The following is a 14,603-nucleotide window of genomic DNA, read 5'->3' as shown; positions in this document are numbered from 1 at the left end:
GTTTAATTGTGAAGGTAAGCCACTCTTTCAGCAACCAATTTGCGGAAATTTACCGAGTGTTTACGACAACAGGTTATAAACACGAGCGATTCGACCGCTGCCACTGACGTTTACCGGTGATTCGAACGCGCCGATAAAGCAGGATTCACCCGGTTTGAGCACCAGTTGCTGCTCCTGTTTGGTTAGCACTGCTTCACCGTCAACGCAGAACACAATGGCCGCGCTGTTTTGCGCCAGTGCCTGTGGTTCAGCGGAAAGGTCATGCAGTGAGAAGGCGAAATCTTCGACCGGGATTGGGAAGAACAGCTCGTCACCGCGCTTTTGCGGCTGGGTCAGCAGGCCGGATGCCGGTTGTGGACGGAACTGCAGGTTGGCCAGCAATTCTGGAATATCGATGAATTTTGGCGTCAGACCGGCGCGCAGCACGTTGTCCGAGTTGGCCATCACTTCCAGCGCCACGCCTTTCAGGTAGGCATGCGGCGTTTCGGCATACAGAAACATCGCTTCGCCCGGCTTGAGCTGTACCACGTTCAGCAGCAGCGGTGAGAACAGGCCGCTGTCTTCCGGGTAGAAACCGGCGATAAAGCGGATGGTGTCCCAGGTTTCGCCCTGTTGATTATTCAGCGCGGCTTTCAGTACCCCAAGCGCCAGCGATTTCTGTTCGCCACTCATCGCCAGCAGGCTGGCAAACAGGGACGAAAGGTGGCCGACATCCGGCTGTTGCAGGAATGCGGCGATATCATGATGGGCACCGGCAATCGGCTGCAGCAGGGAAACAATGTCGGACAGTTCGCGGAAGCCGTTCATCGCCAGGAAAGGCGTCAGGGCGAACACCAGCTCCGGTTTGTGATTCGGATCTTTATAATTACGCTCGGCGGCGTCCAGCGGAATACCGGCGGCATTTTCTTTGGCGAAGCCTGTTTCAGCTGCGGATTTACTTGGATGCACCTGAATGGACAGCGGCTGATCGGCACACAGCACTTTGAACAGGAACGGCAACTCGCCAAAGCGGCTGGCAACCTCGGCACCCAATTGTTTAGGCTGATCTTCATCAATGACATCGCGCAACGAGCGCAAAGTGCCGTCGGCACCGGCCACGCGGGAGCTGCTTTTCGGATGCGCGCCCATCCACAGTTCGGCCATCGGCTGCCCTTGCGGGTTAGCAATGCCATACAGCTGGGTTAACGCGTCGTGACTGCCCCATGCATAGTTTTGCACTGCGTTGGTCATTTTTTGCATCTTGATAAACATCCTTTGCATTCCCGTCGAGGCGACGGTCAGTATCTGACAGTGAGTAAAACCTTGTGTGGCTTATCCTACACGCGAACCTTGGCGTAAAAGCGGGGCGCGATCAAACAAGTAGCGTTCCGCAAGGCCGGCAAAGTATAGCGTGATAGCCACCCCTGTCACAATTCGGACGTCGGTTGGCAAGGCGGTGGGGTGGGTAAAAAAACACCGTTATTTTCTTCGGGTAAATATACTTTTCGGCGAAAACGCTGGCGTTGGTATTTTGGTCTGTTTCCTCACTTTCTATTTCAAATTGTGTTTTTTGAAGTGAATTATTACCGGCAGAATATATCTCTCATCATAATTATTGGGTTTATATTGGCAACCACACAACTAGCTAAATTTAGTGGGCAGCGTCGCTATACAGTGCAGGCAAATAAACCCACTGAATAAATTTTGCTAAATTAGAGGCGCTGATGAAAAAACTGTTACTGGTTCTGATGCTGTGCACTTCCGGTGCTAATGCGGCCGTTGTGGTCACCCATGCTTATGGTTATGGCGTTGCCCGGCCGGTGGTGGTTGTTCCCAGACCGGTGATCGTAGCGCCACGCCCGGTCGTGGTGGTGGCTCAGCCCGTGGTGGTCGCACCGGCACCGGTGGTAGCGACTGCTGCCCCGGTTGCTCATCCTGTCGCCGCCGTTGCCGGTGCAGTCGGTGCCGGGGTTTATCGCCATAATGAGCGTCAGGACGCCTACGATGAAATCAATCACCTGCAGGACCAAAGAATTAATGCCTATAATCAACACCACCCTTAATTTGTGGGTTAAGAATAAATAATCAGAGCGCCAGACGGCGCTTTTTTATTGCCGATATTTATTTGAATGTCTGGAATACGTCACCTAAAAAATAATGCCCGCACAATAAGCCAGACAATGGAGGAAAAATGCTGTGAGGCAACTCTCTTAATGCGAATAGTTATTATGTCACTATACTGGTTGGGTGTGCCGGCGGGCTTGAGCTCGTTGGCGTAATCGTACATTTTTAGGAATTGTACTAAGGAGATCGTGATGGCAGCCGTTCGTATTGAAAAAGACTCTATGGGACCGATTGAAGTACCGGCCGATCGGCTATGGGGGGCGCAAACTCAGCGTTCGCTGGAGCACTTCCGCATCTCTTCCGAAAAGATGCCGACCGCCCTGATCCATGCGCTGGCGTTGACCAAACGCGCTGCGGCCAGCGTGAATATGGATCTGGGCCTGCTGCCCGCCGAACGTGCCAACGCCATCATCAGCGCTGCCGATGAAGTGCTGGCGGATCAACATACCAACGAATTCCCGTTGTCGATTTGGCAAACCGGCTCCGGTACCCAGACCAACATGAACATGAATGAAGTGCTGGCCAATCGCGCCAGTGAGCTGTTGGGTGGCGTGCGGGGGGAAGAGCGACGGGTGCATCCGAACGATGACGTCAACAAGAGCCAAAGCTCCAACGATGTGTTCCCGACCGCGATGCACGTAGCCGCGGTAATTGCGGTGCGCGAGCATTTGATCCCCGAGCTGAAAGTGCTGCATAAAACCCTGAGCGACAAAGCAGAAGCCTACCGCGATATCGTCAAAATTGGCCGCACCCATCTGCAGGATGCAACGCCGCTGACCCTCGGCCAGGAGATTTCCGGCTGGGCGGCGATGCTGGCGCATAATCTGCAGCACATTGAAGCCAGTATTCCGCATATCTGTGAACTGGCCTTGGGCGGGACTGCCGTGGGCACCGGGCTGAATACCCATCCGGAATACGCGGTGCGCGTTGCCAGGGCGTTGGCTGACCTGACGAAACAGCCGTTCGTCACCGCCCCCAACAAATTTGAAGCGCTGGCCACCTGTGATGCGTTGGTGCACGGCCACGGCGCGCTGAAAGGGCTGGCGGCGTCGTTAATGAAAATTGCCAACGACGTGCGCTGGTTGTCCTCCGGCCCGCGTTGCGGCATCGGTGAAATCTCGATCCCGGAAAACGAACCGGGCAGCTCGATCATGCCGGGCAAGGTCAACCCAACCCAGTGCGAAGCGATGACCATGCTGTGCGCACAGGTGCTGGGTAACGACGTGGCGGTGAATATCGGCGGGGCTTCCGGCAACTTTGAGTTGAACGTATTCCGCCCGATGGTGATCCACAACTATCTGCAATCTATCCGCCTGCTGGCCGACGGTATGCAGGGCTTTAATGAGCACTGTGCGGTGGGGATCGAGCCTAACCGGGACCGCATCAGCCAGTTGCTGAATGAATCCTTGATGCTGGTTACCGCGCTGAATACCCACATCGGTTATGACAAAGCGGCAGAAATCGCCAAGAAAGCGCACAAGGAAGGGCTGACGCTGAAAGGCTCTGCGCTGAAGTTGGGCTACCTGACCGAAGAAGAGTTCGATCTGTGGGTGCGCCCGGAAGACATGGTCGGCAGCATGAAGAAGTAAACCTTATGCTTCTGACGAACCTGCGCAAGAGCTAAACCTGTAGGGGTCGAACCCATGTTCGACCCGATTTAGCCCATTGATTATGTACGAAGGCGCAGTATGCAGCGCCTCTACCATGAAAGTCTCAGCGAGTAGGAGCGTCGGTATACAGATGCAAGCGTTTGACCAGCAGCCGCAGTGGCCTGGTGTCCGGTTTGTATTTATGTTTCACCGCCGAGGCGTCGTAATTGAGCAATTCGCCAATCTTCGGCACCTGGGCACCGTTTTCCACCTGACACAGGGCAATCAGCGGCAGCGGGCAGGGGTGTTGCACCTGCTTTTGCTGCGGTTGATACCACACCCGGGCGATGGGTTGCACTTTTACCGGTCGTTTGATTTTTAGCACCGCCTGCTGGGGCAGACGGCTGACGTCATCGATCTCACGGCTCACCAGTTCGGCCCATTGTTCGCGATTATGGGGTGGCACTGCGCGTCCGGCCTTCAGGCTCTTTTCCAATTGCGCCAGAATATCGTCGCGTTTCACGTTCTTGATGATGTGCTTATTGGCCCAGCCGAAGCGCACCGAATCCGGATTGGTCAGAACGGTGAGGGTACGATAGGCGCTGAGGGTGATCAGGCCATGCAGGTGGGTGTGGACGAAGTCAAAACGCTGCTCCGGCGCCAGGCCAGAGTCGACGGTGATAATCTGCTCCAGCTCGGACTTCAGCCGGTTAATCAGGGCAATTTTCTGCTGCAACTCAGGGTATTCCATTCCTTCCACCGCCAGGCAAATCACACCGGGCAGGCGCACCGCCGCCTTGCTACTGATGTTGTGCTTGTTGTGATGAATAAACAGCCGCTGATAGTGCTCCAGCGCCAGATCGCGCGCGGCCAGGCCCAGATGTTGCTCGACGGCAATCTGCGCCACGGCATCGTGCTCTTTACCTTTCTCGATTTCGGGCAGGCTGAACACCCGCCCAGCCAGCAAGCGCAGCGGCAGGATCTGCTGGTGGAGGCTTGCCAGCGCCTGTTCCAGCTCGCTAAAGCAAGTATTCATCCTGCTGATTAAACCGTATTTATCCATCACTCGCTCCTGTTTTAGTTACAACATACAATAAGAGAACAACAAACGAAAGGGCAACATTAGCAACGGTGTGGGTGGGGATACCGAGCGGTCCAGGCCTGACAGAGGGATTAAGGCCACCGCCGGCATCGATTGGGGCGGCGGTGGGCCAGAGATTAAACGCGAGCCGCTTCCGGCAGCTTCTTCAGGTAATGCACCACCAACAGGGCCAGCAACAACATCACGCTGATAAAGGCCACCACGCCATTCCAGCCAAAGCTGTGCCAGAACACGCCGCCGAGGGTGCCGGCGACGCTGGAGCCCACGTAGTAGCAGAACAGATAAAGCGAAGAGGCCTGACCCTTGGCACGGCGCGCACGCCGACCAATCCAGCTGCTGGCAACCGAATGGGCGGCAAAGAAACCGGCGGTAAACAGCATCATGCCGATAAAAATAACCGCTACCGGTGACAGTGCGGTAATCAGGATCCCGATCAACATAATCAGGGTAGATGCCAACAGCACCGGCCCGCGGCCAAACCGGGAAGTCATGGCACCGGCTTTCGGTGAGCTGTAGGAGCCGGTCAGATACACCACTGACAGCAAACCCACTATCGCCTGGCTGAGGTGATAGGGATCTGCCAGCAGGCGGTAGCCAATATAGTTGAACATGGTGACAAAGCTGCCCATCAGCAGAAAACCTTCGGCAAACAGCAGCGGTAAGCCTTTGTCGTGCCAATGCAGCCGGAAGTTAATCAGCAGGGTACGCGGGCGCAACGAACTGGCGCGAAAATGCTTTGATTCGGGCAAGATGCGCCAAAACATGCAGGCCGCGGCCAGCGCGAACAGGCCGATCACCGCCAGCGAAACCCGCCAGGAGAAGAAGTCGGTCAGTACCCCAGTCACCAGACGACCGCTCATGCCGCCGATGGAGTTACCGCTGATATACAGCCCCATCGAAAAGGCGACAAAGCTGGGATGGATCTCTTCGCTCAGGTAAGTCATGCCGACGGCGGCGACGCCGCTCAGCGAGAGCCCTATCAGCGCGCGCATCAGCAGAATACCTTGCCAACTGGTCATAAAGGCGCAAATCAGGGTGCAGATTGCCGCCAGCAGCAACGCTACCACCATCACCGATTTGCGGCCGATGGCGTCGGACAGTGGGCCGGTAAACATCAGGCCAATCGCCAATAGCCCGGTGGACACCGACAGCGACAGGCTACTTTCCGCCGGAGAGATGCCGAAGTCCTGTGACAAAACCGGCAGGATCGGCTGCACGCAATACAACAAGGCGAAAGTGGCCAACCCGGCAGAGAACAACGCCAGGGTGACGCGCATAAACTGCGGCGTTCCACGTTCGATGTAGGGAAGTTTGTTAAGAGTGGAACGTTGAGTTTTTGGCGCAGCAGCCGCATCGTCATTGGCGGTCAGCGTCGACGGCATATTGGCCGCAGAACGCACAGGGGTTGTCACAGTCTTTCCTTACCGAACTTGGGTTGATTTAAACAAGCACATCTTTGGTTAACAAAATCATAGGGAGAGGGCAGTTTTTTGTCTAATATATTAATAATTCAAATTAAGACGTTTAAAGTATGAATATCGAATTGAGGCACCTGCGTTATTTCATTGCCGTGGCAGAAGAGCTGCATTTTGGCCGCGCTGCGGAACGCCTGCGGATCTCCCAACCGCCCCTCAGTCAGCAGATCCAGGCGCTGGAGGAAATGGTCGGTGCACGCCTGCTGGCACGTAACAACCGCAATGTCAGCCTGACGCAGGCGGGGAAAATGTTCCTCAAAGAGGCCTATCAGGTGCTCGATCAGGTCGGTCGGGCGGCGGAGAAAGCGGCGCGACTGGAACGCGGTGAAGTGGGTGAGTTGACCATAGGCTTCACCTCTTCGGCTCCCTTTATCAGCGTGGTGTCGCGCAGTTTACGGGCTTTTCGTCAACAGCACCCTCAGGTGCATATCAAAATGCGCGAAGTGAACACCAAACAGCAGATCGAACCCTTACTCAATGGCAGTCTGGATCTGGGGGTAATGCGCAATACCCGCTTGCCGGACGCCTTAAAGCATCAGCTTTTACTGTGTGAGCCGTTGGTGGCGGTGGTACCGGAAGGGCACCCGCTAACCCATGTGGCGCCGGGCACGTTGCGTTTCCAACATCTGGCGGAGGAACCCTTTGTGTTTTTCTCCCGCGAGGTCGGCACCGCGCTGCATGACGAGATCTTGTCGCTGTTGGCCAAAGCGGGGATCACCCCCTATATCACTCAGGAGGTGGGCGAGGCGATGACCATCATTGGCCTGGTGTCTTCCGGGCTGGGTATCTCGATTCTGCCGGCGTCTTTTGCCCGGGTTAAAATCGACGGTGTGCAATATTTACCGCTGGCGGAACCAGAGGCGATGACTGAAGTTTGGCTGGTACATCATCGTCAACGCCCCCTGACCGCTGCGGCCAAATCCTTGATGGCGTTACTGTTGCCATGAACGCTGAACTGGGTGAATAAAACACAATCCGCAGTGAAAGTGGGGTGAATTTGTGCAGCAAATCACATAACGAATCAAATAGTTGACGCTGTATTACAAAAGCCCCACCATAGCCGATAGTCTTTATTTAGAAGCGCGAAAAATAGTAGGAGCAGGTTTGTGATTGCTGTTGGGCAGCCTGGGCATATCGATCAAATCAAGCAAACAAATGCAGGGGCAGTTTATCGGTTAATCGATCAACTGGGCCCAATTTCGCGCATCGAACTGTCAAAACGCGCTCAGCTCGCCCCCGCCAGTATCACCAAAATCGTACGCGAACTGCTGGAAGCCCATCTGGTTAAAGAAACCGAATTTCAGGAAGTCGGTAGTCGCGGTCGTCCGGCGGTTGGGCTGGTACTGGACACCGAAGCCTGGCACTACCTTTCCGCCCGCATTAGCCGTGGCACCATTACGCTAGCGCTGCGCGATATCAGCAGCAAACTGGTGGTAGAAGAGTTGTTACCACTGGCCGCCGAACATCCCGATCCGCTGTTAAAACGCATTCTTGCTGAAGTCGACCAGTTCTTTATCCGTCATCAAAGCAAGCTGGAACGGTTAACGGCGATCGCCATTACGCTGCCGGGCATGGTCGACGCGATTTCCGGCGTAGTACACCGTATGCCGTTTTACGATGTAGAAGACATGCCATTAGGGCCTGCGCTGGAAACGCGCACCGGGCTGCCGGTTTATTTGCAGCACGACATCAGCGCCTGGACCATGGCCGAAGCGTTATATGGCGCTTCACGCGGCAGCCAAAACGTGATCCAGGTGGTGATCGACCACAACGTCGGCGCCGGGGTGATCACCGGTGGCAGGGTATTGCATGCCGGTAGCCACAGCGTGGTTGAGATTGGTCATACGCAGGTCGATCCTTACGGCAAACGCTGTTACTGCGGCAATCACGGCTGTCTTGAAACCGTCGCCAGTATCGAAAATATTCTGGAAATCGCCCAACAACGTCTCGCTACCTCAATGAGTTCCAGCCTGCACGGCGCCCCACTGACGGTTGAGTCACTGTGTGACGCGGCGCTGGCGGGCGACCAACTGGCTAAAGACATTATTCTGGGGGTCGGTCACAGCGTAGGCCGTATCCTGGCGATTATGGTCAATCTGTTCAATCCGGAAAAAATCCTGGTCGGTTCCCCGCTGAACCGGGCGGCAGAAATTCTGCATCCGGCCATTGCCTCCTGTATCCGCCAGCAGTCGCTACCGGCTTACAGCGAAAAGGTCCAGGTGGAATCCACCCAATTCTTTAATAAAGGCACCATGCCAGGCGCGGCACTGGTGAAAGAAGCGTTATACAACGGTTCTCTGCTGGTGCAACTGCTGCAGGGCTAACACCAATCAGTAATTCTTATCGTTTAACGACAAAAGGTTGAGCTACCTCAAGCCCCGTCCTCCTTGCATCCTCTAGACTTTTCCCGTTCGTCTCTTTCGCCGTATTTTCGGCGATATTTTGGTTAACGGTGCATCTCGGGGCAATTCATTCATGTTATCGCGTTTATTTGTTACAGGTACGGATACCGATGTCGGTAAAACCGTGGTTTCCCGCGCTTTATTACAGGCGCTGGCCGCGCAGGGCCGTTCTGTGGCTGGCTACAAGCCTGTTGCAGCACGCTGTCAGGAAACCAGCGAAGGCCTTCGCAATAAAGACGCTTTGGTTTTACAGGCATCCTCAACCCTGCCGCTGTCGTATCAGGAAGTTAATCCCATCACCTGTCTGGAAGAAGTGTTTCACGCGCAACCCACCGACGATATCGACTACGGTGTGATGAGCAGCGGGCTGCAGCATTTATCAGCCAAGGTTGATACCGTGGTGGTTGAGGGCAGCGGCGGCTGGCGCGTGCTGATGAACGATATGCGGCCCTACGCCGAATGGGTGATTCAGGAGCAACTGCCGGTGGTTTTGGTGGTGGGGATCAAACTGGGTTGTGTCAGCCACGCCTTGTTAACTGCGCAGGCGATCATTAATGATGGCTTACCCCTGCTGGGCTGGGTCGCTAACCGCATCAACCCGGGGCTGGCGCACTACGCCGAAACTATCGATGCGTTGCAGCAGCGCATTCCCGCGCCACTGCTGGGTGAAATTCCTTATTTGCCACGCGCCGAACAGCGTGAACTGGCGCGTTATCTGGATATCTCTCCGCTGCTGAACCGTTAGGCATTGTGATAAACCGACACCGAACGCAAGCCGCGCGAGACGGTGGTGGCGATCACACAGGCCAGCAGAATGCCTGGCAGCAGGGTATATTCACCGGTCATTTCGAACACCATCAGCGCAGCCATAATGGGCGCGTGGGTGGTGGCCGCCAACAGCGTAGCCATGCCGGTTAACGCCATCAGAATCGGTACCGCACTGCCCAGCTCCGGCCAGATGGCACAGAGTTGCCCAACCACCGAACCCAGTGCCGCCCCGACAAACAGCGTTGGCGTGAATACACCGCCGGGCGCCCCAGAACCGCTACTGGCGAGCACCGCCAGCAACTTGCAGATCAGAATCGCGCCAACCAGCAATACGCCGGGGGGCGCACTGAGCAGCGACTGCACCACGCTGTAGCCATTGCCCCACACCTCAGGAAACAGCAGCGAAAGCAGCCCGACAATCAGCCCACCCAACGCCAATTGCAGCGGTGGTTTTAGCCGTAGCGAACGGAATGCGCGACCGGAAGAGGACATGGCCCACAGGAACAACGGCCCACAGATGCCGGCTAAAACGCCGAGTAGCGCCATCAGCAGATATTGCACCGGCCAGGGGGCGGGCAGGGGTTCCACCAGATACAGCGGCGCCTGGCCGCCGTTGAGCAAATTGGTCACCAGCAGGGCGCTGACGGCAGCAATCACCACTGGGCCGAGTGAGGCCAGCATCAGTGTGCCAAACAGGATTTCAGCGATAAACAGGCTACCCGCCAGCGGTGCATGGTAGGCGCTGGCCATACCGGCGGCGGCACCGCAGGCCACCCACAGCTTCCACTCTTTCTCATGGGTGAAGCGCTGGGCAAACACTGACCCCACTAAGGCTGCCAGCAGGATCATCGCCCCTTCGCGACCGATAGCGCTGCCGCTGGAGACCACCAGCAGCGAGGCCAGACATTTCACCAGGCTGGCACTGACGTCCAGTCGTCCATCACCGGTTTCTATCGCTTCCATGTAGTCGGTTGGGGCAACCTGTCGCTGGTGCTGATACCGCTGATATACCCACAGCAGCAAACCCGCCGCCAGCCCGCCCAATGCCGGGGTTAATGCTCTGCGCCAGCCCGGCATGGCCGCGGCTGCAGCCACCAGACTGCCATCTTCGTGGTCGAGCAGTAACCATTCCAGCCCGAGCATCGCACGGTGAAACAGCCAAACCACCAACGCAGCGGCAATACCAAGAAAGATGGCGATAAACAGGCGGCGCAACAGGGCGCGGTAATGGTGCAGGTGGACCAATCGTTTCATGCGTCAGTAAAATCTTGAGAAAAATGAAAGGGTCGCTGAACATTGTGCTTGTCACCCCGACCGAAGGCCAGATAATCTTTCCAGATTCGCCGAGCGGCTCGTGGTTTGTTTGTTCTGTCGAACCATTGGGTGGCCTAATGGTTACGCTGTCACCTTGTGTTCAAATGGTGCGTTTATCACCAGTCAAAACAGGGAACCCGACACCGGTAACAGCAACCTTTAATCCGGCTGGTATAATTTAAAGCAAATAAGAATCCATGGTTTGTAATAACGCTATGACAAATAACGACACACCTGCACCGATCGCCCATCGACCCTTAATCCTGATTGCCTGCATGCTGGCGATGTTTATGTCCGCCATCGAGGCGACCATTGTCGCCACGGCGATGCCAACCATCATCGGCGATCTCGGCGGCTTTTCCCTGCTCGGTTGGGTGTTCGCGGTTTATCTGTTGGCGCAGGCCATCACCATTCCAATCTATGGCCGGTTGGCGGATCTGCTGGGCCGCAAGCGGGTATTTTTCTTTGGTGCGTCGCTGTTTTTGCTGGGTTCGATACTGTGCGGTTTCTCCCCCAATATGTACTGGCTGATTGGGTTTCGGCTGTTGCAGGGGCTGGGGGCCGGGGCGATTATGCCGACAGCCACCACCATTATTGGTGATATCTATAGTCCTACCGAGCGTCCCAAGGTCATGGGCTATATTTCCAGCGTCTGGGGTGTGTCGGCGATTATCGGGCCGTTACTGGGGGCGTTTATCGTCCAGCATTTGCCCTGGGCACTGGTGTTCTGGGTCAATTTGCCGATCGGTCTGCTGGCGATGTTTTTCCTCGCTCGTTATTTGCCTTCGAGTCAAAAGGTGCGTAAACACGCGCTGGATCTGGCGGGTACCGCCTGGCTGACGCTGTTTGTTACCGCGCTGCTGTTGTCGCTGTTGCAGGCAGAAAATCTCGGTTGGTGGGTACTACCGTTATTGGCGTTGGCGGCCGTCTCGCTAATGTTGCTGGTTCGTCAGGAACGTCGTGCACCGGAGCCGCTGTTCCCACTGGCGTTATGGCAAAGTCGGGTGATTGTGGCCGGTAATATTGGCGGACTGGTGATTGGTGCGGCGATGATGGGCATCAGTGCCTTCCTGCCGACCTTTATTCAGGGCGTGATGGGCGGAACGCCGCTGGAGGCCGGAACCACGCTGGCGTTGATGTCGATTGGTTGGCCGCTGGCCAGCACCTTCAGCGGTCGGCTGATGCTGATGACCTCTTACCGCACCACGGCGCTGATGGGGGCGTTGTTACTGCTGGCCGGTGGTCTGATTCTGTTGCTGCTGCAGCCGACCGGTGGTTTATTGTGGGGACGGGTAGCCGCTTTTATGGTCGGTGCCGGCATGGGGCTGTGCAACACCACGTTTCTGGTTTCGGTGCAGAACGCCGCCCACCACAGCATCCGTGGCATTGCCACCGCCTGTACGGTATTTACCCGCATGATGGGGTCGGCCATCGGTACCGCCATTTTGGGTGCGACGTTGAACATCAATCTGCAAATTCGCTTGCCGCAAACGGCCGATCCGGTACAGCAACTAATGGAACCGGCAGCGCGTAGCGCAATGGCACCAGAAATCCTGACCGAGATGACGCAGCAGGTTGCCGCTTCGTTGCATTGGGTGTTTTTGGTTTCTGCGCTGTTGTCATTGCTGGCGTTGGCGGCAGCGATGCTGATCCCGGCGCGGCATCGGCCGCAGGGTGAGGGTGAAGAGGCGGAACAGGCGTAAATAAAAAGGAAAGGGCGCACAGAGCGCCCTGAACGACAATTATTGCGAGGTTTTCGTATCCTGGCTGGTGCCGGTCTGAGCCGCGTCACCGTTGTCATCGCCGTTGGCAAGGCGAGTATACACAATCTTCTGCGTGTCGTTTTCGCAGTGGCCAACCACCAGCCCACCGGCCTGTTGGGCCTGATCGTTAGGCACGATATCCAGCTTGAAGCCAGATTCCGGCACGCCGTTTTTGATAATTTTTTGCGAAATGTCTGCCTGCACGCTTTCGCACGAGGCCAGGGCGGCCAGTGGCGCAGTGGCCATCAGCAGTGCACCCAAGATAAGCGCTTTTTTCATCAATTCGTCCTTATTTGAAAATGAGCATCCTTTGTCAGGATAGCAGCAACGGCGGCGCAGGGTAACGGCCACCGCGGGCTGCGACAAGATTAAGGATTAATCTGACGACCGGTCTGGCGATCCAGACACTTGCGGGTGTTTGGTTCCCAGTAAGCGTTAACGTTCAGGCTGTCGTCGCAACGATCTTCGCTGTCAATCGCCTTGTCTACCTTGTCGAACTCTTTCTCCACGCGGGTGTTAACCTTATTGCGCAGGGATTTGGTATCATTGAACTGCTGTTTGCTCTGGCGGGCTGCTTCGGTACTCATGGCGCCGCTGTTGCTGCCATCGACGGTCACGCAGGTGCTGCCCTGAGTGCAGCTGGCGGCCAGTGCCGGAGCCTGCCAGGCCCCCATCAGCATCAGCATGGCGACCGGCAGCATCCCGCGCAGCAGTCGTTGAGTCGAAAGTGTTTTCATCGTTTCATCCTTATGAGTTAGTGTTGCCTGATAACGGCAACACTGGCTTTGACTTGCCCGCAGGCGTATTGATAAATATACCATCACGGCCTTGGACTGCACCAGTCAAGCACTGCCTCGTTTAGTTTACAGAGAGAAAGTTTCCCCCATGTTAAAGACCACTCTGCTATTTTTCGCCACCGCACTGGCCGAAATCATCGGCTGTTTCTTACCCTACCTGTGGTTGAAAAAAAGCGCCAGCGCTTGGTTATTACTGCCGGCGGCGCTCAGCCTGATGCTGTTTGTCTGGCTGTTAACACTGCATCCGGCGGCCAGCGGGCGAGTCTATGCGGCCTATGGCGGGGTCTATGTGGCGACGGCGTTACTGTGGCTGCGCGTGGTGGACGGGGTTAAGTTATCGGCACTGGACTGGCTGGGCGCGGGTGTGGCGTTAACCGGCATGCTGATTATCGTTTCCGGCTGGCGCGCGGCCTGAAAACGACGGCAGGGGCAACCCCTGCCGCACAGGATCAAGACTCGCGGTGAATATTCAGCCCGGCAAAGGACTGGCTGACCGGCATGATTTCCAGCGAGTTAATGTTGACGTGGCCTGGCAGGGTCGCGACCCAGAACACCGATTCGGCGATATCTTCTGGCGTCAGCGCATTGGCGCCGTCGTAGACCTTATCCACCTTGCCGTCGTCGCCCTTGAAGCGCACGTTAGAAAATTCAGTACCGCCCACCAGACCCGGCTCAATGTCGGTAACCCGGATGCGAGTGCCGTGCAGATCGGCACGCAGACCCAGGCTGAACTGCTTGACGAATGCCTTGGTCGCGCCATAGACGTTGCCGCCGGCATACGGCCAGTTGGCCGCGACTGAACCGATGTTGATCACATGGCCCATGTTGCGTTCAACCATGTCCGGCAGCAGGGCGCGGGTCATGTTCACCAGGCCTTTGGCGTTGGTGTCGATCATGGTTTCCCAGTCTTCGGCGTTGGCCTTGTGGGCAGGTTCCATGCCCAGTGCCAGCCCGGCGTTGTTAACCAGTACGTCAATGTGGCGCAGTGCCGCTGGCAGTTCATCAATCACCTGCTGAATGGCGGCGCGATTACGCACGTCGAGACGGACAATATGCAGCGCCTCGCCCAATTCGTCTTTCAATTCTTCCAGGCGTTCCATACGACGGCCGGAGGCAATCACCTGATGACCTTCGCGGATAAAGCGTCGTGTAATGGCCTCACCAAAACCGGATGTGGCGCCCGTAACAAAAATGATCATGTTGCTGTTCCTCAACTGTTTTTAACCTGGATGCTATTAGCATTAGCATAAACCTACTTCAAGTGGCAGTGGTTATCGGCATCCACGTTGA

The 14,603-nt window shown here is 56.2% G+C and carries 15 protein-coding genes; 8 read left to right on the top strand and 7 right to left on the bottom strand.

What is annotated here, in order from left to right:
- Positions 1 to 60: 60 nt before the first annotated feature.
- A complete protein-coding gene (gene manA / locus OC597_RS05635; RefSeq protein ID WP_261254988.1) occupies positions 61 to 1,239 on the bottom strand; it encodes a mannose-6-phosphate isomerase in 1,179 nt (392 codons plus the stop codon).
- Positions 1,240 to 1,440: 201 nt separating this feature from the next.
- Here manA and OC597_RS05630 point away from each other — a divergent pair, with 201 nt between their 5' ends.
- The 3 genes from OC597_RS05630 (at position 1,441) to fumC (ending at position 3,692) form a co-directional block, all read left to right on the top strand.
- Positions 1,441 to 1,680, top strand: coding sequence for a hypothetical protein (locus OC597_RS05630; RefSeq protein ID WP_262207980.1), 240 nt, complete (start codon positions 1,441 to 1,443; stop codon positions 1,678 to 1,680).
- A gap of 23 nt (positions 1,681 to 1,703) precedes the next feature.
- Complete coding sequence (locus tag OC597_RS05625) at positions 1,704 to 2,042, top strand: hypothetical protein (RefSeq protein WP_261254985.1); 339 nt, start codon at positions 1,704 to 1,706, stop codon at positions 2,040 to 2,042.
- 252 nt (positions 2,043 to 2,294) lie between these two features.
- Complete coding sequence (fumC, locus tag OC597_RS05620; RefSeq protein ID WP_207977028.1) at positions 2,295 to 3,692, top strand: class II fumarate hydratase; 1,398 nt, start codon at positions 2,295 to 2,297, stop codon at positions 3,690 to 3,692.
- Between the two features lie 124 nt (positions 3,693 to 3,816).
- On the opposite strand, the gene tus is transcribed toward fumC, so the two are convergent.
- Positions 3,817 to 4,755 (bottom strand): DNA replication terminus site-binding protein, encoded by a 939-nt coding sequence (gene tus, locus OC597_RS05615; RefSeq protein WP_262207979.1) that lies wholly within the window; start codon positions 4,753 to 4,755, stop codon positions 3,817 to 3,819.
- Positions 4,756 to 4,910: 155 nt separating this feature from the next.
- Positions 4,911 to 6,176, bottom strand: coding sequence for an MFS transporter (locus OC597_RS05610; RefSeq protein ID WP_262208085.1), 1,266 nt, complete (start codon positions 6,174 to 6,176; stop codon positions 4,911 to 4,913).
- A gap of 149 nt (positions 6,177 to 6,325) precedes the next feature.
- On the opposite strand from OC597_RS05610, the gene OC597_RS05605 reads away from it, so the two are divergent.
- The 3 genes from OC597_RS05605 (at position 6,326) to bioD (ending at position 9,416) form a co-directional block, all read left to right on the top strand.
- Positions 6,326 to 7,216, top strand: coding sequence for a LysR family transcriptional regulator (locus OC597_RS05605; RefSeq protein WP_262207978.1), 891 nt, complete (start codon positions 6,326 to 6,328; stop codon positions 7,214 to 7,216).
- A gap of 159 nt (positions 7,217 to 7,375) precedes the next feature.
- Entirely contained in the window at positions 7,376 to 8,593 is a 1,218-nt protein-coding gene (gene mlc / locus OC597_RS05600; protein ID WP_261254983.1) for a sugar metabolism global transcriptional regulator Mlc, read from the top strand.
- Positions 8,594 to 8,744: 151 nt separating this feature from the next.
- The gene (gene bioD, locus OC597_RS05595; protein ID WP_262207977.1) at positions 8,745 to 9,416 is read left to right on the top strand and encodes a dethiobiotin synthase; all 672 of its coding nucleotides are present in this window, start codon (positions 8,745 to 8,747) and stop codon (positions 9,414 to 9,416) included.
- Here bioD and clcB read toward each other — a convergent pair.
- Positions 9,413 to 10,693 carry a voltage-gated ClC-type chloride channel ClcB gene (gene clcB / locus OC597_RS05590; RefSeq protein ID WP_261254980.1) on the bottom strand — a complete coding sequence of 427 codons (1,281 nt, stop codon included), beginning with the start codon at positions 10,691 to 10,693 and terminating at the stop codon, positions 9,413 to 9,415. The genes bioD and clcB overlap by 4 nt on opposite strands.
- A 275-nt stretch (positions 10,694 to 10,968) precedes the next feature.
- On the opposite strand from clcB, the gene OC597_RS05585 reads away from it, so the two are divergent.
- Positions 10,969 to 12,456 (top strand): MDR family MFS transporter, encoded by a 1,488-nt coding sequence (locus OC597_RS05585; RefSeq protein ID WP_261284484.1) that lies wholly within the window; start codon positions 10,969 to 10,971, stop codon positions 12,454 to 12,456.
- 39 nt (positions 12,457 to 12,495) lie between these two features.
- Here the strand turns inward: OC597_RS05585 and OC597_RS05580 are convergent, their stop codons facing one another.
- Positions 12,496 to 12,795 carry a DUF1161 domain-containing protein gene (locus OC597_RS05580; protein ID WP_261284485.1) on the bottom strand — a complete coding sequence of 100 codons (300 nt, stop codon included), beginning with the start codon at positions 12,793 to 12,795 and terminating at the stop codon, positions 12,496 to 12,498.
- 89 nt (positions 12,796 to 12,884) lie between these two features.
- The gene (locus OC597_RS05575) at positions 12,885 to 13,253 is read right to left on the bottom strand and encodes a DUF1283 family protein (protein ID WP_099061886.1); all 369 of its coding nucleotides are present in this window, start codon (positions 13,251 to 13,253) and stop codon (positions 12,885 to 12,887) included.
- A gap of 148 nt (positions 13,254 to 13,401) precedes the next feature.
- Between OC597_RS05575 and OC597_RS05570 the strand changes: the two genes are divergently transcribed.
- Positions 13,402 to 13,728 (top strand): YnfA family protein, encoded by a 327-nt coding sequence (locus OC597_RS05570; RefSeq protein WP_262207976.1) that lies wholly within the window; start codon positions 13,402 to 13,404, stop codon positions 13,726 to 13,728.
- 34 nt (positions 13,729 to 13,762) lie between these two features.
- Here the strand turns inward: OC597_RS05570 and ydfG are convergent, their stop codons facing one another.
- Positions 13,763 to 14,512, bottom strand: coding sequence for a bifunctional NADP-dependent 3-hydroxy acid dehydrogenase/3-hydroxypropionate dehydrogenase YdfG (gene ydfG / locus OC597_RS05565; protein ID WP_262207975.1), 750 nt, complete (start codon positions 14,510 to 14,512; stop codon positions 13,763 to 13,765).
- Between the last annotated feature and the right edge of the window lie 91 nt (positions 14,513 to 14,603).

The sequence above is a fragment of the Serratia proteamaculans genome (genome assembly GCF_946227095.1).
Classification (GTDB): Bacteria; Pseudomonadota; Gammaproteobacteria; order Enterobacterales; family Enterobacteriaceae; genus Serratia; species Serratia proteamaculans_E.
Note: the sequence above shows the minus strand (reverse complement) of the source record. Positions and strands in the feature narration are given on the sequence as shown.

What these genes read in the sequence shown, in the direction of transcription:
- bioD (WP_262207977.1), top strand. Translation starts at nt 8,745, where the DNA reads ATGTTATCGCGTTTATTTGTTACAGGTACGGATACCGATGTCGGTAAA.
- OC597_RS05610 (WP_262208085.1), bottom strand. Translation starts at nt 6,176, where the DNA reads ATGCCGTCGACGCTGACCGCCAATGACGATGCGGCTGCTGCGCCAAAA.
- ydfG (WP_262207975.1), bottom strand. Translation starts at nt 14,512, where the DNA reads ATGATCATTTTTGTTACGGGCGCCACATCCGGTTTTGGTGAGGCCATT.
- OC597_RS05575 (WP_099061886.1), bottom strand. Translation starts at nt 13,253, where the DNA reads ATGAAAACACTTTCGACTCAACGACTGCTGCGCGGGATGCTGCCGGTC.
- OC597_RS05570 (WP_262207976.1), top strand. Translation starts at nt 13,402, where the DNA reads ATGTTAAAGACCACTCTGCTATTTTTCGCCACCGCACTGGCCGAAATC.
- OC597_RS05585 (WP_261284484.1), top strand. Translation starts at nt 10,969, where the DNA reads ATGACAAATAACGACACACCTGCACCGATCGCCCATCGACCCTTAATC.
- fumC (WP_207977028.1), top strand. Translation starts at nt 2,295, where the DNA reads ATGGCAGCCGTTCGTATTGAAAAAGACTCTATGGGACCGATTGAAGTA.
- tus (WP_262207979.1), bottom strand. Translation starts at nt 4,755, where the DNA reads ATGGATAAATACGGTTTAATCAGCAGGATGAATACTTGCTTTAGCGAG.
- manA (WP_261254988.1), bottom strand. Translation starts at nt 1,239, where the DNA reads ATGCAAAAAATGACCAACGCAGTGCAAAACTATGCATGGGGCAGTCAC.
- OC597_RS05580 (WP_261284485.1), bottom strand. Translation starts at nt 12,795, where the DNA reads ATGAAAAAAGCGCTTATCTTGGGTGCACTGCTGATGGCCACTGCGCCA.
- OC597_RS05625 (WP_261254985.1), top strand. Translation starts at nt 1,704, where the DNA reads ATGAAAAAACTGTTACTGGTTCTGATGCTGTGCACTTCCGGTGCTAAT.
- OC597_RS05605 (WP_262207978.1), top strand. Translation starts at nt 6,326, where the DNA reads ATGAATATCGAATTGAGGCACCTGCGTTATTTCATTGCCGTGGCAGAA.
- clcB (WP_261254980.1), bottom strand. Translation starts at nt 10,693, where the DNA reads ATGAAACGATTGGTCCACCTGCACCATTACCGCGCCCTGTTGCGCCGC.